Genomic DNA, 18,573 nt, shown 5'->3' with positions numbered 1-18,573 from the left:
ACGGATAACGGAGACCGTCACTTCCGAAACGCACTGTAATAATGGAAGAACTTGATTGCGTCAGGGACGCAAGCATTAAAACAAGCATCCCTTTCACTTCAATGATAGTGCCACTTAAGCGGTGTAATTAATTTAAACAGCCCTTGAAACATGGCCATTTTACATCCCGGTAGAGAACTCAGGCGGATGTTTGATTGCCGGTCGTATCGTGCGCAAGGCTTCATCGTATTGACAAAGTATATGCAGAGCCCAGTCGGCACGTGCGCGGATGCGAATATCATTTTCGTCTGAAGGACATTCGCTGTTTAACATCGATTCAACGTTTCTTATAATCAGTTGTTCAGGCAAATACAGGATCCGGCTATTTTTGTAGCTTGAAGCACGCAACTCTGTAATGGGGTAGGCGCCCCCAAGCCCAGCCGAAACGCCCACTAAAAGCGCGGGCTTATGCCCTAGTTCACCGAGCCCTGCGTACAAAAAGAAGTTCTTCAGGGCCGGGCAAGCCATACCATTCCACTCAGGGCTAATCACGATCAATGCGGTTGCTTTTTTGAGGATGGATTGCTGGACACTCCAGACTTTCTGAGTGTCTTCTTCTGGCCAAAGCGGTAGTGGACTAGAAGCCAGGTCTATCAGTTCGCTTGAGTCACAAAGCTCGAGTGCTTCTAATCGGTCACGCAGATAATTGGCAACCTTGACTGATTGACTGTTGGATCTATTCGATCCAGACAGCAGAACGATATGACGGCTCATTGCGCCACCTTCTGTTTAGCGTTGCTTACCTTGGGTACGGTGCGGTGGGAGCGGACGATTGGCCAGAACAATTCTTCTTTCCAGCTTATCGGTGACAAGTGTTCGATACCGTATGCCGGCGGACGCCTACGGGTAATTTTGGCTGTTCCGAACAACACGTCCCATAAAAATAACATGTTGCCGAAATTGCCCTTGTAATGCGTCACGCCATCCTCGGCAGTCAAACCGTGATGCGCAGAGTGAGTGGATGGAGTGGAGATGGTTCGCTCCAGAACCCAGATAAGTGGGCGTAAAGCGCGGATGCGATAAAGTTTGTCGTCCCACGTAACGCTGCTGTGTGCCGCGAAGATCACAGTCATTTTCAGAATCAAATAAACGTAATAAACGGGTGCAAGCCCCAGATAAATCAACACACCTGATAGCCAGATGCCCGGCATCAAAAGGTAGTAGAAACTGTTGTTACGATAGACAATGCGGATGCTCATATAGGGGGCGGAATGATGTGCACGATGCAATTTATAAAGAGCGGGAACCCGATGAGTCAGGCGATGCCACCAATATTGGGTCATGTCATCCAGCAGTAGAAACAATGAAAATCCTGCGATCCATGGAATTCCGGACAGCGCACCCTTCATATCCGGGATGGCCTGATTTAATATCGAGCCACTTAGCCACATGACTAAAGGGAATGTGACCATCACTAATAAACCGGAGCCGACGACTTCAATGAGTGCGTCACGTTTACTACCTGACGACTGACGAAACGAGGAGCAGGCAAGTTCCAGCAAAATGAAGCCAAGGAAAATCCCGGCCACTATCACAGCAGGGTGATTGACGAGCATTGTTATATTCATGGCACTCTCGATTTAGGCCCTTGCGGGCAATGCATTGCCATTAGAGCCCCAGGAGCAAGCCCACCCAATGCGCGAAATGGACAGAATTGAGCTAGAACCGGCCAACTACCCGCCCCAGCGCTTTCATCGCGGCAGGCTGGGCCAGGTGCTGGAACGCTTTCTTGATAGCCAGGCCTCCCGAAAAACCGCGGATTACAGCCTGATCGAACTGAATCAGCTATGGCGTGAGGCGGCGCGCATTGACCCCGCTATCGGGTTAAAACTGTTCTCGCTGTTCACGCCTCAGGACTGGCATGTGTTGGCTTATCTTTGCCTGTACAGTCCCGACGTTTTGTCGTCCATGCACCTTTGGGCCAAGTACGCACCGCTTGCCTCGGACACTGATAATGTGAAATTGGTGAACGACGAAAACGGTGTCGGAATCGAACTGTGCGTCGATGCGCCAGGAGAGTTGGCGCGCTATGTCGTCGAACACTACGGCGCAATGTCCATCGCGCAGTTACGACGGGGGACGGGACAGGATGTGCAGCCAGTGCTGGCAAAATTCATTCATTCGCGACCCACGTATTACAAGCAGTACACCCAGTGGTTTGGCAATCGTATCGAGTTTGACTGCGCGGCTAACTGCCTCTATTTCGATGCTCGAAGCTTGAGCCTGCCGATGCAGACCCGTCATCACGGGATGCTGGAGTTATTGACTCAGGAGCTGGATCGAAGGATTGCCGCACACCGTAATTTCAGCGGTTGGTCAGCCAAGGTTGCTGAAGGTGCGCGACGGTCTCTGGCGAGAGGTGAAACGCCAAATCTGGACCATCTGGCAAAGACGCTGCACCAGACGCCCAGAACATTACGCAGGCGTCTGGAAGAGCAGGGCACGACCTTCAGACAATTACTCGATCAGATTCGCGCAGAACTGGAACTGCATCTAGAAATGCAGGGAGAGTCGTTGACGGAAATTGCAGCTCAATTGGGCTACAGTGATTTGACTGCTTATCTCCACGCACGAAGTCGATGGCGTGACAGGAAATAGTGGCCACCCGAATATTTCGAGCCTACCCTGATTTAGATACGTTATCTAATACTCAGTAATGGGCTGCGAAACTTCAATGGATGGTTCCATGCCGTCGCCGAAAGGCGATTACTCAGCGGACGTAACAATTACGTGTCCGAAATGATCGCACTCAAAAGCACTCTGTCAGAGTACAAAGCGGGCGAGTTTTTCGAACTGATTAAAGAAGCCCCCGCACTGCGCACAGGGGCTGTACTGAGCTTGAATCAACTTGCTTTCATTAACGCCAGCGCGACCTGTCTTGTCGTCGACGACTTGCAGACTGTTTCGCGCCTTGATGAAACCCATTTTCACTTCCTGCCACACAAAGTAGTTCTTGCCGGCTTCTGCGGTGAGTTTCAGTTCTGAATCGTTTTCTGCCGAAGACACCAGGATCTGCTGGCCCGCTGGGACTGCCAGCATCAGATAGGACTTGGCGACAGTTTGCCCGACAGGCTTGCCATTGAGCGTCACCGGCATTTTCACCCCGGCGCCCATGCTCTCATTGCGATAAACGTAGATATTGGCTTTGTCGGGAGAGGCCTGGAACGTCTTGGCCTGAGCGTCCTGGCTATCATCAGCCATCTTTACCGAAGCACAACCACCGGTCAGAGCTGTCAGTGCCAACAATGCGGTGAGCGTTAACTGCTTGAACATCCTGTATCTCCATAGTTTGTGATGAGTCCAGTGACAGTTATCGGCCATACCCAACAAAACCTTGAAGCTATGGCGTTAGCTTGCGCATCAGCCATTCAATCAATGTAACCGCCCCGCTGACTTTTCTGCGCTGGACATACATTGAGTCAGTCAACCAGTAACGCCGGAACGACAAAGGGCGCCTTTCGGCGCCCCTTCACAAGCAGGTCAGCGTGTTATCGCTCTGTACCTGTCTGGCTCTGCGATGGCTGGTTGCCCAGGATCCTCAGAGTCTCACAAGCCCCTTTCGGGAGTCCTAATGCCCTGACGCATTAGGGTGGATCGAGGTTATCCAACACACGGTTTACTGCCAGCTCCCCCAACATGATCGACTGTTGAATCCCCAGCAGCGTGTTGCACTGCGATCCCTCCAGATACCTCGCGAAATCGCTCGCCATGACATTTGCTGATGCCAGGGATTCACAGGCGTATTCCAGCAGGGTCTGGTTGTCGATATCGGGGGCAATGAGGAAGATGTTGCTCGGTAGGCGTGTTTCAGAATCGGTTGATTCGGATGGAGTGACCGGATCAGAGTCCGGTGGGTTCGGAGTTGACTTAAACATTGGGAAGGTCTTCCTGCTAGTAGTGCCGCAACCTGTCTCGCTACTAAACGGAAGGGTGGCAGCTGTGCGCAAGTTAGTAGACCGGACACCGACCCAAATCCGGCGCGCCCTGGGGCGCCATGCGCACAGCTACCATCAAGTGCAGGCGAATGCCTGACTGAATGATGCTTGTGCAGCCGTTTGGGAAGGAAACCGGGCTACTAAACCCGATCACTGGAAATCAGTGATGCGAATCAAGTTACCGACGCCCCCAAAAGCGCACAAGCCGGCGGATTCTGGATTAGTTGTAGGCAATGCCGCAAGGCGCTGTGGCCTGTTCGAGGCAGTTCGGAAATGTCCTACGCCCTTCAGCGAAGCGTCCGCTTTGGCATAGGCAACTGCACCCTTTCTGGTGAATTTGTGGACGCTTTCGCGAGCAGGCTCGCTCCCACAGTGGATGGGTGGTGGAGCAGAAATCGTGTTCACACCGCAAAATCCTGTGGGAGCGAGCCTGCTCGCGAATGACTGCGCAGCAGTCACGCTTTCAGCAACTCAACCTTGCGCGGGAAGAACACGCGCCATGCCTGGCGCACAACGACAAAGGGCGCCTTTCGGCGCCCCTTCACAAACAGGTCGGCTTGTCATCGCCCTGTACCTGTCTGGCTCTGCGACGGCTGGTTGCCCAGGATCCTCAGAGTCTCACAAGCCCCTTTCGGGAACGCGGGCAGTATTGCTTGAAACTGCACCGAGGGCAACGGCTGGCGGTTTGCCCGATTGCGCCACATCTCATGCCATCACAGGCCGAGGGCACTGCGTACCGCGACTTTGATAGCGCAGAACTCATCTGTTTCAAGTTGTGAAATGACATAAATACGCTTCCCCTGACGGTCTCGGCTTTTGATCCGGTCCAGCCTTGAGAGACTTACTGTCGCAACCATGTCGCATTTTGCCCAGCAGGTCGGACTGGCACCCTGAAGATGACTTTGAAGCTCCAGATGGTGTTCAAGTATTCGATCCGGAGCGGTGGTGCTCAGCGGCACTACCGTCACCAGTAAGCTGTTGGTTCTGTGCTTGCGTATCACAACAACAGGCCTGACCTTGATCATCTCGGGGACTTCATACCCCCTGAAATCGCAAATCAGTACACTGCCTTCCTTGGGTTGATAGAGAAGTGGCATCCGTGGCACTCGTCGAAAGAAATCGATTCTGCGCAACAACCGGATAAATAACTAAGTCGGATCCATTACTTGAAATGTCCTCGGCTCAGCGACTTGCTTACATCCCCTCAACCTTGCGCGTCAACAACTCCACAAACGCCTTGGCCATCGGCGACTTCTGATCCTTGCGCTGCACCAGCCACACCGCCGAAACCGCCTCAGGATCGAGCAGGGGCCGATAGACCACGCCATCAATGCGCATCCGCTGATAAGAGGCCGGTAGCACCGACACCCCCAATCCCGCTGCCACCAAGCCAATGATGGTCATCGCCTCGCCGGCCTCCTGAGCAAAGTGTGGGCTGAAGCCGGCATCCCGGGCCAAGCTGAGTAATTGTGCGTAAAGACCACTGCCATAGCTACGTGGGAAAAATACGAAAGGTTCGAGGGCCAATGCCGACAGAAACAATCCCTCTTCAGTGTCCTTGACCAGCGGATGTTTGGAGCTGAGGACGGCCACCAGCGGCTCACGCATCAGTTCGACCACGCTAAGCGAGTCGGGCAATCCCAGCGGCCGCATGATCCCGACTTCAATCGACTCATCCACCAGCGCATCGGCGACCTGGGTGCTGCTCATTTCTCGCAGGTTCAGGTGCACCGCCGGGAAGCGCTGGCGAAACGAGAAAATCGCCTGGGGAATGGTCGAGTTGAACGGCGCCGACGAAGTGAAGCCAATCTTCAGCTCGCCCAATTCGCCGAGCTGCGCCCGCCGTGCCACATCCGCCGCTTTATCGACCTGCGCCAGCACCAGCCGTGCCTCTTCCAGAAACAATCGACCGGCTTCACTGAGCTCGACCCGACGATTGGTACGTTCGAACAATCGCGCGCCGACCTCTTGCTCCAGCGCCTGAATCTGCTGGCTCAGCGGCGGTTGCGAGATGCCGAGCACCTGAGCGGCGCGGCCGAAGTGCAGTTCTTCGGCGACAGCGATGAAGTAGCGCAAGTGACGCAATTCCATGAAAACCCCATTAGGTCGCAAAACCTCTCAAACAGGTCGAACAATATATTGGATTGAATCATTAGGCAGCTATATGCTTTTTTCATTGCCTGTCCGGCTGCGCCTCCCGAGGTCTGAAGTGAAAACAGCTGTCGCCCCACTCGCCCATGAAGTTCCACCCGCCGCCGTGGATGATCACGTCTCTGAGTTGAAGGAGATCTACATCGAAAAAGGCACGCCGATGTTCATGCGCACGGTGCTGGCGCTGTTCTCCGGCGGCTTCGCGACCTTCGCGCTGCTTTACTGTGTGCAGCCGATGATGCCGCTGCTGTCCCACGAGTACTCGATCAACGCGGCGCAGAGCAGTCTTATCCTGTCAGTGGCCACCGGCATGCTGGCCATTGGTCTGCTGATCACCGGCCCGATCTCCGACCGTGTCGGACGCAAGCCGGTGATGGTTGCGGCCTTGTTTGCCGCCGCCCTGTGCACCATGGCCAGCGCGATGATGCCGAGCTGGCAAGGCGTGTTGGTAATGCGTGCGCTGATCGGGTTGTCGTTGAGCGGCCTGGCAGCGGTCGCCATGACTTACCTGAGCGAAGAGATCCACCCGCAGCACATTGGTCTCGCCATGGGCCTGTACATCGGCGGCAACGCGATTGGCGGGATGAGCGGACGCCTGATCACGGGCGTGTTGATCGACTTCGTCAGCTGGCACACGGCGATGCTGGTGATCGGCGGCCTGGCGCTGATCGCGGCGACGGTGTTCTGGAAGATTCTTCCTGAATCACGCAACTTCCGCGCTCGCTCGCTGCACCCACGCAGCCTGCTCGACGGCTTCACCATGCACTTTCGCGACGCAGGCTTGCCGCTGCTGTTCCTTGAAGCGTTCGTGCTGATGGGCGCATTTGTCACGCTGTTCAACTACATCGGCTATCGCCTGCTCGCCGAGCCGTACCACATGGACCAGGTCTTCGTCGGCTTGCTGTCGGTGGTCTACCTGTCGGGCATCTACAGCTCGGCGAAAATCGGTTCGCTGGCCGATAAGCTGGGCCGGCGTAAAGTGCTTTGGGCGACGATTGTGTTGATGATTGCCGGCCTTGCGCTGACGATGTTCACGCCGCTGCCGCTGGTGATCATCGGCATGCTGATCTTTACGTTTGGTTTCTTTGGTGCGCATTCGGTAGCAAGCAGCTGGATCGGGCGTCGCGCGATCAAGGCCAAGGGGCAGGCATCGTCGCTTTATCTGTTCAGCTATTATGCCGGGTCGAGCATTGCAGGCACGGCGGGCGGGGTGTTCTGGCACTTGGGTGGGTGGAACGGGATCGGGTTGTTTATCGGCGCGTTGCTGGTGATTGCGCTGCTGACCGCGTTGAAGCTGGCGAAGTTGCCACCGCTTGGCGGTGTAAAGGCTTGAACACAGTTTCCAGTCAGCCAAAAACAATTGTGGGAGCGAGCCTGCTCGCGAAGAGGCCGGCACATCCAACAGAAACGTTGGCTGACAGACCGCCTTCGCGAGCAGGCTCGCTCCCACCTAAAGCAGGGTGTTGGTTAACCCGTCACGATTACTAGTGATACTGCGCCGACAGCTCATGCACCGCGCGCAAGAAAGCACCCGCGTGCTCCGGATCAACTTCCGGCGTGATGCCATGGCCGAGGTTGAATACGTGGCCGCTGCCTTTGCCGTAGCTGGCGAGGATCCGCCCGACTTCGGCGCGAATGGCTTCCGGCTTGGCGTAGAGCACGGTCGGGTCCATGTTGCCTTGCAGCGCGACTTTGCTACCGACGCGATCACGGGCGCTGCCGATGTCGCAGGTCCAGTCCAGGCCCAGTGCATCAGCGCCAGCGTCGGCGATGCTTTCCAGCCACAGGCCGCCGTTCTTGGTGAACAGGATCACCGGCACTTTGCGACCTTCGTGTTCGCGGATCAGGCCGCTGACGATTTTGCGCATGTAAGTCAGGGAGAATTCCTGGTACGCCGCCGCCGAGAGGCTGCCGCCCCAACTGTCGAAGATCTGCACCGCTTGTGCGCCGGCCATGATCTGGCCATTGAGGTAGCTGGTGACCGACTGCGCGAGCTTGTCCAGCAGCAGGTGCAAGGCTTGCGGGTTGTCGTAGAGCATGGTTTTGGTCTTGCGGTAGTCTTTCGACGAGCCGCCTTCGACCATGTAAGTGGCCAAGGTCCATGGGCTGCCGGCAAAGCCGATCAGCGGCACACGGCCGTTCAGTTCGCGGCGGATGGTGCTGACCGCGTCCATGACGTAGCCGAGGTCTTTGTGCGGATCAGGAATCGGCAGGGCTTCGATGTCGGCCAGGGTGCTGACGACTTTCTTGAAGCGTGGACCTTCACCGGTTTCGAAGTACAGGCCCTGGCCCATTGCATCGGGGATGGTGAGGATGTCGGAGAACAGGATCGCCGCGTCCAGCTGCGGGTAGCGGTCGAGCGGTTGCATCGTGACTTCGCACGCGAACGCCGGGTTCATGCACAGGCTCATGAAGTCACCGGCCTTGGCACGGCTGGCGCGGTATTCAGGCAGGTAGCGACCGGCCTGACGCATCATCCACACAGGGGTGACGTCTACGGGTTGCTTGAGCAGGGCGCGAAGGAAACGGTCGTTCTTCAGGGCAGTCATGTCGGCATCCGGAAAAAAAGTGCGGGCATTTTCTCAGAGCGCGACGCAAAAGGCACGGCAAGAGCCGCGCCTTTTGTCTATCGGGTCAATTTGTCGCGGTGGAATCCCGGTTTTCGCAACACCCGGAAACCAATGTGGGAGCGAGCCTGCTCGCGATGACGGCTTCACATTCAACATCTCTGTTGATTGATCTACCACTATCGCGAGCAGGCTCGCTCCCACAATTGATCCCATTCCAGATCGGAATCGGGGTTTAGACGCCCAGGTAATCCAGGATCCCTTCGGCGGCGTTGCGGCCTTCGAAGATCGCCGTGACCACCAGATCAGAACCGCGAACCATGTCGCCACCGGCGAAGATTTTCGGGTTGCTGGTCTGGTGCTTGTACTGACCTTGTTCCGGCGCCACAACGCGGCCCTGGCTGTCGGTCTGGATGCTGAACTGTTCGAACCACGGTGCCGGGCTTGGGCGGAAACCGAAAGCGATGACCACGGCATCAGCCGGGATGATCTCTTCAGAACCCGGAATCGGCTCAGGGCTGCGACGGCCACGGGCATCCGGTTCGCCGAGACGGGTCTCGACCACTTTCACGCCTTCGACGCGGTCTTCACCGACGATGGCGATCGGCTGGCGGTTGTAGAGGAATTTCACGCCTTCTTCCTTGGCGTTCTTCACCTCTTTGCGCGAGCCCGGCATGTTCGCTTCGTCACGACGATAAGCACAGGTCACCGACTTGGCGCCCTGGCGAATCGAGGTACGGTTGCAGTCCATTGCCGTGTCGCCACCGCCCAGCACCACTACCTTCTTGCCTTTCATGTCGACGAAGTCTTCCGGCGACTTTTCAAAGCCCAGGTTGCGGTTGACGTTGGCGATCAGGAAATCGAGCGCGTCATGCACGCCCGGCAGGTCCTCGCCGGCAAAGCCGCCCTTCATGTAGGTGTAGGTGCCCATGCCCATGAACACGGCATCGTATTCTTCGAGCAGTTGCTCGACAGTCACGTCCTTACCCACTTCGGTGTTCAGGCGGAACTCGATGCCCATACCGGTGAAGACTTCGCGACGATTGCTCAGCACGGTCTTTTCCAGCTTGAACTCAGGGATGCCGAAGGTCAGCAGACCGCCGATTTCCGGGTTCTTGTCGAACACCACCGGGGTCACGCCGCCGCGTACCAGCACGTCGGCACAGCCCAGGCCGGCAGGGCCCGCGCCGATCACCGCGACACGTTTGCCGGTCGGCTTGACCTTGGACATGTCCGGGCGCCAGCCCATGGCGAACGCGGTGTCGGTGATGTACTTCTCGACCGAACCAATGGTCACCGCGCCGAAACCGTCGTTGAGGGTGCAGGCACCCTCGCACAGACGATCCTGCGGGCACACCCGGCCGCAGACTTCCGGCAGGGTGTTGGTCTGGTGCGACAGCTCGGCGGCCTGGAGGATGTTGCCCTCGGCCACCAGCTTCAGCCAGTTCGGAATGAAGTTGTGCACCGGGCACTTCCATTCGCAATACGGGTTACCGCAACCCAGGCAGCGGTGAGCCTGATCGGCCGAATGCTGGGGTTTGAAGGGTTCATAGATCTCTACGAACTCTTTCTTGCGTTGACGCAACAGTTTCTTCTTCGGATCTTTGCGCCCGACATCGATGAACTGGAAGTCGTTATTCAGACGTTCAGCCATTGTTAAAACCTCATCAAACTCTTCAGGCGCATATCACTGCGGGTTGGCACGGGTGCTGGAAAGCAACGATTTCAGGTTGGCAGCCTTAGGCTTGACCAGCCAGAAACGACGCAGGTAGTCGTCAAGGTTTTCAGCGAGGTTACGACCCCATTCGCTGTCGGTTTCCTCGACGTATTCATTCAGCACGCGTTGCAGGTGGCTGCGATAGGCTTCCATCGCTTCGCCGCTGATCCGCTGGATTTCCACCAGTTCGTGGTTGACCCGGTCAACGAAGGTGTTGTCCTGGTCGAGCACGTAGGCGAAACCACCGGTCATGCCTGAGCCGAAGTTGTAACCGGTCTTGCCCAACACGCAGACAAAACCACCCGTCATGTATTCGCAGCAGTGATCGCCAGTGCCCTCCACCACTGTGTGGGCACCGGAGTTACGCACCGCAAAACGCTCGCCCGCGGTACCGGCGGCGAACAGCTTGCCGCCCGTGGCGCCGTAAAGGCAGGTGTTACCGATGATGGCACTGTCCTGGGTCTTGTAGGCGCTGCCCTTCGGCGGAACGATGACCAGTTTGCCGCCAGTCATGCCTTTGCCGACGTAGTCGTTAGCATCGCCTTCCAGGTACATGTTCAGGCCGCCGGCGTTCCACACACCGAAGCTCTGACCGGCCGTCCCTTTGAAGCGGAAGGTGATCGGCGCATTCGCCATGCCTTGGTTACCGTGCTTGCGAGCGATTTCACCGGAGATCCGCGCACCGATGGAACGGTCGCAGTTGCAGATATCCAGGGCGAAATCGGCGCCGCTCATGTCGTTGATGGCCGACGTGGCCATGTCGACCATTTTCTCGGCCAACAGGCCTTTGTCGAACGGCGGGTTGCGGTCTACCTGGCAGAATTGAGGCTTGTCTGCCGGGATGTGATCGCTGCCCAGTAACGGCGTCAGGTCGAGGTGATTCTGCTTGGCGGTCTGGCCCTCCAGGATCTCCAGCAGATCGGTACGACCGATCAGCTCTTCGAGAGAGCGCACGCCCAGCCTGGCCAGCCACTCACGGGTTTCTTCAGCGACGTAGGTGAAGAAATTCACCACCATGTCGACGGTCCCGATGTAGTGATCCTTACGCAGCTTCTCGTTCTGAGTCGCAACGCCGGTGGCGCAGTTGTTCAGGTGGCAGATACGCAGGTATTTGCAGCCCAGTGCGATCATTGGCGCGGTGCCGAAGCCGAAGCTTTCGGCGCCGAGGATCGCCGCCTTGATCACGTCGAGGCCGGTTTTCAGGCCGCCGTCGGTCTGCACCCGGACTTTGCCGCGCAGGTCGTTGCCGCGCAGGGTCTGGTGGGTTTCGGCCAGGCCGAGTTCCCACGGGGCGCCCGCGTATTTGATCGACGTCAGCGGCGATGCGCCGGTGCCGCCGTCGTAACCGGAAATGGTGATCAAGTCCGCATAGGCCTTGGCCACACCGGCGGCGATGGTGCCGACGCCTGCTTCTGCGACCAGTTTCACCGAGACCAGTGCCTTCGGATTGACTTGTTTCAGGTCGAAAATCAGCTGCGACAGGTCTTCGATCGAGTAGATATCGTGGTGCGGCGGCGGCGAAATCAGGGTCACGCCCGGTACCGCGTAACGCAGCTTGGCGATCAGGCCGTTGACCTTGCCGCCAGGCAGCTGGCCACCTTCGCCGGGCTTGGCGCCCTGAGCGACTTTGATCTGCAGCACTTCAGCGTTGACCAGGTATTCGGGGGTGACACCGAAACGGCCCGTCGCGACTTGCTTAATTTTCGAGCTCTTGATGGTGCCGTAGCGCGCCGGGTCTTCGCCGCCTTCGCCGGAGTTGGAACGCGCACCGAGGCGGTTCATGGCTTCGGCCAGGGCTTCGTGGGCTTCCGGCGACAGGGCACCGAGGGAGATGCCGGCGGAGTCGAAGCGCTTGAGCACCGATTCCAGCGGTTCGATCTCGCTGATGTCCAGCGGCGTGTCCAGGGTTTTGACCTTGAACAGGTCGCGGATCATCGACACCGGACGGTTGTCCACCAGCGACGTGTATTCCTTGAACTTGCTGTAGTCGCCCTGCTGCACTGCGGCTTGCAAGGTGTTGACCACGTCCGGGTTGTACGCATGATATTCGCCACCGTGGACGAACTTCAGCAGGCCGCCTTGCTGGATCGGCTTGCGCGGGCTCCAGGCTTCGGCCGCCAGGGCTTTCTGTTCGGCTTCGATGTCGACGAAACGCGCACCCTTGATGCGGCTTGGCACGCCACGGAAGCTCAGTTCGCAGACTTCTTCGGACAGGCCGATGGCTTCGAACAACTGCGCACCGCGGTACGACGTAATGGTCGAGATGCCCATCTTCGACAGGATCTTCAGCAGACCTTTGGTGATGCCTTTGCGGTAGTTCTTGAACACCTCATAGAGGTCGCCCAGCACTTCACCGGTACGGATCAGGTCGCCCAGCACTTCGTAGGCCAGGAACGGATAGACCGCCGAGGCGCCGAAACCGATCAACACCGCGAAGTGGTGTGGATCACGGGCAGTCGCGGTTTCAACGAGAATGTTGGAGTCGCAACGCAGGCCCTTTTCGGTCAGACGGTGGTGCACCGCGCCGGTGGCGAGCGAAGCGTGGATCGGCAACTTGCCCGGAGCAATGCGACGGTCACTTAGCACGACCTGGGTACGACCGCTGCGCACGGCTTCTTCAGCCTGATCGGCCACGTTGCGGATCGCCGCTTCGAGGCCGACGCTTTCGTCGTAGTTCAGATCGATGATCGCGCGCTCGAAGCCCGGACGATCGAGGTTCATCAGCGAGCGCCACTTGGCCGGCGAAATGACCGGCGAGCTGAGGATCACGCGCGAGGCGTGTTCCGGCGACTCCTGGAAGATGTTGCGCTCGGCACCGAGGCAGATCTCCAGCGACATGACGATGGCTTCACGCAGCGGGTCGATCGGCGGGTTGGTGACCTGCGCGAACTGCTGGCGGAAATAGTCGTACGGCGTGCGCACGCGCTGGGACAGCACGGCCATCGGCGTATCGTCGCCCATCGAGCCCACGGCTTCGTAGCCTTGCTCGCCGAGCGGACGCAGCACCTGATCACGTTCTTCGAAAGTGACCTGGTACATCTTCATGTATTGCTTGAGCTGATCGACGTCATAGAACGCCGAACCGTGGTCGTTGTCTTCCATGGTCGCCTGGATGCGCAGGGCATTCTTGCGCAGCCATTGCTTGTACGGATGACGAGACTTCAAGCGGTTGTCGATGGCGTCGGTGTCGAGGATCTGGCCGGTTTCGGTGTCCACGGCAAAGATCTGGCCCGGGCCCACGCGGCCCTTGGCGATCACGTCTTCAGGCTGGTAGTTCCAGACACCGATTTCCGAGGCCAGGGTAATGAAACCGTTCTTGGTGGTGACCCAACGCGCCGGACGCAGACCGTTACGGTCGAGCAGGCACACCGCGTAGCGACCGTCGGTCATTACCACGCCGGCCGGGCCGTCCCACGGTTCCATGTGCATCGAGTTGTATTCGTAGAACGCCCGCAGATCCGGGTCCATGGTTTCGACGTTCTGCCACGCTGGCGGAATGATCATCCGCACGCCACGGAACAGGTCGATGCCACCGGTAACCATCAGCTCGAGCATGTTGTCCATGCTGGAGGAGTCGGAACCGACACGGTTGACCAGCGGGCCGAGTTCTTCCAGGTCCATCAGATCGTTGGTGAACTTGGTGCGACGGGCCACGGCCCAGTTGCGGTTGCCGGTGATGGTGTTGATCTCGCCGTTGTGCGCCAGGAAGCGGAACGGTTGAGCCAGCGGCCATTTCGGCAGTGTGTTGGTGGAGAAGCGCTGGTGGAACACGCAAATCGAGGTTTGCAGGCGCTGGTCGCTGAGGTCTGGATAGAAGGCGGTCAAATCCGCCGGCATCATCAGGCCTTTATAAATGATGGTTTTGTGCGAAAAGCTGCAGACGTAGTGATCGGCGTCGGCGGCGTTGGCCACGGACGAGCGACGTCGGGAAGTGAACAGCTTGACGGCCATGTCCTGATCGCTCAGGCCTTCACCACCGATGAACACCTGTTCGATCTGTGGCAGGCGCTCAAGGGCCAGGCGGCCGAGGACGCTGGTGTCGATTGGCACTTTGCGCCAGCCGATCAGCTGCAGGCCAGCGGCCAGGATCTCGCGGTTCATGTTCTCGCGAGCGGCCTCGGCTTTGACCGGGTCCTGGTTGAAGAAGACCATGCCCACCGCATATTGCTTGGGCATTTCGACGCCAAAGGTTTCCTGGGCAATCGCTCGCAGGAACACATCCGGCTTCTGAATCAGCAGACCGCAACCGTCACCGGTCTTGCCGTCGGCGTTGATCCCACCGCGGTGGGTCATGCAGGTCAGGGCCTCGATGGCCGTTTGCAAAAGGGTATGACTGGGCTCGCCCTGCATGTGGGCTATCAGGCCGAAACCGCAGTTATCCTTGAATTCATCTGGTTGGTACAGACCTGCTTTCATAGACACTTTCTCACCAGGCTGCCTCTTATCGAGGCAAATTTCTTTTCAATTCAACCACTTACCATCCGCGCCGGACGTGCGCCGGCTTTGCGGGGGCAAAAGGGAGGTCATTGTACACACCGACACAGAGGCTCACAAATTTGACGACGATCTGTCGCAAATCTATGTCGCATTTGTGAAAGGTTTAAAGGGATATGCTGTGCTAGTCAAAACTTTTTTAATTTTGACCGCAACGACTCAAAGACTACTGTGACGCAGACACCACAAGGCACGCGGCCTGGAGGCAGCATGCGCTTGCAGAAATTTTGAGGTGCCGGGAGAGGCGGCCTGGGTAAGGCCGCCGAATCTTCAGCGAGTTGTAGCCAGTTCCTGTTGGACGCTGGCGACAGTGCGAGGCCAAGGTTTACCAGCCTGAACCTTCGCTGGCAAGGCCTTGATGGCGGTAACGGCTGCATCGCGATTGGCGAAGCTACCGTAGGTGATCACGTAGAGCGGCTTGCCGTTAAGCACTTTCTTGAAATAACGGTACTCGCCGCCCTGCTCTTTCACGAAGTTTTGCGCGGCAGTTTCGGAGCTGGTGCCGAGGATCTGCACCACGTAATTACCTGGCGATTGCCCTGCGTACCAGGTGCCACCGGCGGCTTTGGCCACGGTCACTGGTTTCTCGACAGGTTTGGCGGCAGCAACAGCGGCGGCAGGCTTGGCTGGCGCTGGAGCGGGCTTGACGGCAGGCGCAGCCGGAACTGGCTTGGCCGTCGCGACCTGAGTCGGCGCTGGCGTCGGCTTGGCGGCTGGAGTCGGTGCCGGAGTCGGTGTCGGCACCGGACCTGGCTGGATACCGGCAGGCGGCGCAGTCGTGGTTACGGTCGGCGGTTTGGCGCTGGAGCCCTCGACCGGCACACCGTCATCACCTTCAGTGATGCCACCGGCAGCTTCGGCCAAAGGCTTGCGCATGACCGGCTGCGAGTTGCCGACCAGCGGCAACGGCATCGGCTGCGTGTTACCGGCGAACTCAACGGATGGCGCACCACCACTGTTAGGTTTTGGTGTGCCCTGGCCGAGCGGTAATTGCGCCTGCTCATTCGCAGGTGCGCCGGTGGTCGGTGCTTTGCTGCGACCCGGCATCAACCAGGCGGCGGCTACCGCGACCACGACGACGGCGGAAATCGCCAATACGTGTTTTTTCGGCATCTTGAACCCCATACTTGGACGCTTCACCGCTGAGCGGCTGGCTATCATGGCTTCGATCATCGCATCGCGGGCAACCTGGTTGATGGTGCCAGGCCAACCGTCGGAGCTTTCGTGAATATCAGAGATCTGATCTGCGGTGAAAAGTTCGATACCCCGACCGGCGCCTTCAAGTCGCTGGTCCAGATATTCGCGGGTTTCTTCTTCGGTGTAGGGCTGTAACTCGATGACGTGGAAACGCTCTTCCTCGAGGCTGAGCGCCTCAAGCTGAGCGATCAGCGAGGACTCGCCGAACAGGAATACGTGCGGGCGACCTTCCGGTGCGCCGGCTGCCAGAGCCATCAAGGCTTCAAGTGCGGATTCATCAAGCTGCTCGGCGTCATCCACCAGCAAATAAACTTCCTGACCGGTCAGCGCGAGTTGCACCACCTGAGCCAGAATCGCGCCGATCTCGGCTTGGGCGACGTTCAGCGCCTGGGCTATCTGACGCAGCAGGCCGGACGCATCGCCGGCACCCCGCGCGGAAACCACTACGCTCTGAACTGATTGCTTGTTGGTACTGGCCACCAGGGCCTGGCGCAGCAGGGTTTTGCCGCTGCCCTCAGGGCCAGTGACCACCAGCAGCAACTGGCTGTAGCGTGCCAGATGATGCAGTTGCCCCAGCACCGGCTTGCGCTGGGCCGGGAAGAATTTGAAGCCAGGCACCCGTGGAGCGAAAGGGTCGTGACTTAACTGGTAATGGCCGAGGAAAGCCTCGTCGGCATGCAAACTAGTCATCGGGATCTTATTAACCTTTAAGCTGAGCCAGGGCGCGGTAATCCGCTCCCAGCGTGGCCTGTAGAACCTCTTTCGGATAATCGTCGGTCACCACTGCTTCGCCCATGCGGCGCAGCAGCACCAGGCGCAAACGACCGTCGATCACTTTCTTGTCAATTGCCATGTGTTCGAGAAAATCGGCTTCAGTCATCTCTTCAGGCGGGATGACCGGCAGGCCGGCGCGCTGGAACAGGCGAATACCGCGATCGCGTTCTTGCTCGCTGATCCAGCCCAGGCGTGCGGACATTTCCAAAGCCATCACAGTGCCAGCAGCCACCGCTTCTCCATGAAGCCAGACACCATAGCCCATATGGGTTTCAATGGCGTGGCCGAAGGTATGACCCAGGTTAAGCGTGGCGCGAACACCGGTTTCCCGCTCGTCGGCACCGACCACCGCAGCCTTGGCGGCGCAAGAGCGTTCAATGGCGTACGTCAGGGCAACTTGATCCAGAGCACGCAGGCGATTGACGTTCTCTTCGAGCCAGGTCAGGAACGGCTCATCGCAGATCAGCCCGTATTTGATAACTTCAGCAAGCCCGGCGGACAGTTCGCGGGCCGGCAGGGTATTGAGGGAGGCGGTATCGATCAGCACCACGTTCGGCTGATAGAACGCGCCGACCATGTTCTTGCCCAGCGGGTGATTGATGCCCGTCTTGCCACCCACCGAGGAGTCGACTTGCGACAGCAGTGTGGTCGGGATCTGAATGAAATCGACACCGCGCTGATAGCAGGCCGCAGCAAAACCGGCCATGTCACCAATGACGCCGCCACCGAGGGCGATCACCGTCGTGCGGCGGTCGTGCCGGGCGGTCAGCAGGCCGTCGAAAATCAGTTGCAGCGTTTCCCAGGTCTTGAAGGCTTCGCCGTCGGGCAGGATGACGGAGATCACCGAAAACTGCGCGAGGCTGCGGGTCAGACGTTCGAGATAGAGCGGCGCAACGGTTTCGTTGGAGATGATCGCCACTTGCCGTCCGCGTATATGCGGGGCCAGCAGCTCAGGCTGATCCAACAAACCTTCGCCAATATGAATCGGGTAGCTGCGCTCGCCCAGATCGACCTTGAGTGTCTGCATGTGTCCCCACAGTGAAGATGGAATCAGGCGTCCTGCCTTGAGTTATCGAATGTCCATGGCGCCTGCTGTTGTGACGCCGCTCGGTAGCCATCCGCCACAACCTTGAGCGGCCATGACGGCACGCCGAGGATAGCGCATTTCGCGCTGCGCATTAACGGGGAGGTAGCTGCTGCAACCGTTCCAGGATATCGAGCACCACCATTCGCGGTGGCCGCTCATCGGTTTCCACCACCAGGTCGGCGATTTCCCGATACAGCGGATCGCGGATCGCCAGCAGATCCCGAAGGGTCTTGGCCGGGTCGGCGGTGCGCAACAAGGGGCGGTTGCGGTCACGGGCGGTGCGACCGACCTGCTGCTCGACAGAGGCGTGCAGGTAAACCACCCGACCCCCGGCGTGCAGTGCCCGTCGATTGGCTTCGCGCATGACCGCCCCGCCGCCGGTCGCCAATACCACGCCATCGCATTCGCACAGCTCGGCAATCATTGCCTGCTCGCGATCACGAAAGCCCGGTTCGCCTTCCTTATCGAAGATCCATGGGATATTGGCGCCGGTGCGCAATTCAATTTCCTTATCGGAATCTTTGAACGGCAGGCGCAGCTCTTTGGCCAGCAATCGGCCGATGGTGCTTTTTCCAGCCCCCATCGGTCCTACAAGAATCAAATTTCGCACAG

The 18,573-nt window shown here is 58.4% G+C and carries 14 protein-coding genes; 2 read left to right on the top strand and 12 right to left on the bottom strand.

Annotated features, from left to right (window positions below; translation table 11 throughout):
• Positions 1-159: 159 nt before the first annotated feature.
• A complete protein-coding gene (locus tag AC1MDT_RS23920) occupies positions 160-753 on the bottom strand; it encodes an NADPH-dependent FMN reductase (RefSeq protein WP_480419239.1) in 594 nt (197 codons plus the stop codon).
• Positions 750-1,607: a sterol desaturase family protein gene (locus AC1MDT_RS23915; protein ID WP_480419238.1), complete on the bottom strand. Its 858-nt coding sequence runs from the start codon at positions 1,605-1,607 to the stop codon at positions 750-752. The genes AC1MDT_RS23920 and AC1MDT_RS23915 overlap by 4 nt, the downstream gene beginning before the upstream one ends.
• Before the next feature lie 67 nt (positions 1,608-1,674).
• Between AC1MDT_RS23915 and AC1MDT_RS23910 the strand changes: the two genes are divergently transcribed.
• The gene (locus tag AC1MDT_RS23910; protein ID WP_480419237.1) at positions 1,675-2,637 is read left to right on the top strand and encodes an AraC family transcriptional regulator; all 963 of its coding nucleotides are present in this window, start codon (positions 1,675-1,677) and stop codon (positions 2,635-2,637) included.
• A 165-nt stretch (positions 2,638-2,802) separates the two neighbouring features.
• Here the strand turns inward: AC1MDT_RS23910 and AC1MDT_RS23905 are convergent, their stop codons facing one another.
• From AC1MDT_RS23905 to AC1MDT_RS23890, 4 genes are all read right to left on the bottom strand, one after another.
• Positions 2,803-3,312 carry a DUF2846 domain-containing protein gene (locus AC1MDT_RS23905; RefSeq protein WP_480419236.1) on the bottom strand — a complete coding sequence of 170 codons (510 nt, stop codon included), beginning with the start codon at positions 3,310-3,312 and terminating at the stop codon, positions 2,803-2,805.
• Between the two features lie 311 nt (positions 3,313-3,623).
• Positions 3,624-3,914 (bottom strand): DUF6124 family protein, encoded by a 291-nt coding sequence (locus AC1MDT_RS23900; RefSeq protein WP_480419235.1) that lies wholly within the window; start codon positions 3,912-3,914, stop codon positions 3,624-3,626.
• 773 nt (positions 3,915-4,687) lie between these two features.
• Positions 4,688-5,071: a type II toxin-antitoxin system PemK/MazF family toxin gene (locus tag AC1MDT_RS23895; protein WP_480419234.1), complete on the bottom strand. Its 384-nt coding sequence runs from the start codon at positions 5,069-5,071 to the stop codon at positions 4,688-4,690.
• 97 nt (positions 5,072-5,168) lie between these two features.
• Positions 5,169-6,065, bottom strand: coding sequence for a LysR family transcriptional regulator (locus AC1MDT_RS23890; protein WP_480419233.1), 897 nt, complete (start codon positions 6,063-6,065; stop codon positions 5,169-5,171).
• A gap of 166 nt (positions 6,066-6,231) precedes the next feature.
• Between AC1MDT_RS23890 and AC1MDT_RS23885 the strand changes: the two genes are divergently transcribed.
• Complete coding sequence (locus AC1MDT_RS23885; protein ID WP_480422860.1) at positions 6,232-7,458, top strand: MFS transporter; 1,227 nt, start codon at positions 6,232-6,234, stop codon at positions 7,456-7,458.
• 151 nt (positions 7,459-7,609) lie between these two features.
• Here AC1MDT_RS23885 and hemE read toward each other — a convergent pair whose 3' ends face one another.
• The 6 genes from hemE to aroK all read right to left on the bottom strand — a co-directional run bounded on the left by hemE (position 7,610) and on the right by aroK (position 18,571).
• Positions 7,610-8,674 carry a uroporphyrinogen decarboxylase gene (hemE, locus tag AC1MDT_RS23880; RefSeq protein ID WP_480419232.1) on the bottom strand — a complete coding sequence of 355 codons (1,065 nt, stop codon included), beginning with the start codon at positions 8,672-8,674 and terminating at the stop codon, positions 7,610-7,612.
• Between the two features lie 253 nt (positions 8,675-8,927).
• Positions 8,928-10,346, bottom strand: a complete 1,419-nt coding sequence (locus AC1MDT_RS23875) for an FAD-dependent oxidoreductase (protein ID WP_201115259.1) — start codon at positions 10,344-10,346, stop codon at positions 8,928-8,930.
• Positions 10,347-10,379: 33 nt separating this feature from the next.
• Positions 10,380-14,825: a glutamate synthase large subunit gene (gene gltB, locus AC1MDT_RS23870; RefSeq protein WP_480419231.1), complete on the bottom strand. Its 4,446-nt coding sequence runs from the start codon at positions 14,823-14,825 to the stop codon at positions 10,380-10,382.
• A gap of 348 nt (positions 14,826-15,173) precedes the next feature.
• Positions 15,174-16,790 carry an AAA family ATPase gene (locus AC1MDT_RS23865; protein WP_480419230.1) on the bottom strand — a complete coding sequence of 539 codons (1,617 nt, stop codon included), beginning with the start codon at positions 16,788-16,790 and terminating at the stop codon, positions 15,174-15,176.
• A 10-nt stretch (positions 16,791-16,800) separates the two neighbouring features.
• Entirely contained in the window at positions 16,801-17,901 is a 1,101-nt protein-coding gene (aroB, locus tag AC1MDT_RS23860; RefSeq protein WP_480419229.1) for a 3-dehydroquinate synthase, read from the bottom strand.
• Between the two features lie 151 nt (positions 17,902-18,052).
• Positions 18,053-18,571 (bottom strand): shikimate kinase AroK, encoded by a 519-nt coding sequence (gene aroK / locus AC1MDT_RS23855; protein WP_414905955.1) that lies wholly within the window; start codon positions 18,569-18,571, stop codon positions 18,053-18,055.
• Between the last annotated feature and the right edge of the window lie 2 nt (positions 18,572-18,573).

Source organism: Pseudomonas sp. ASL7, assembly GCF_056680375.1.
Note: the sequence above shows the minus strand (reverse complement) of the source record. Positions and strands in the feature narration are given on the sequence as shown.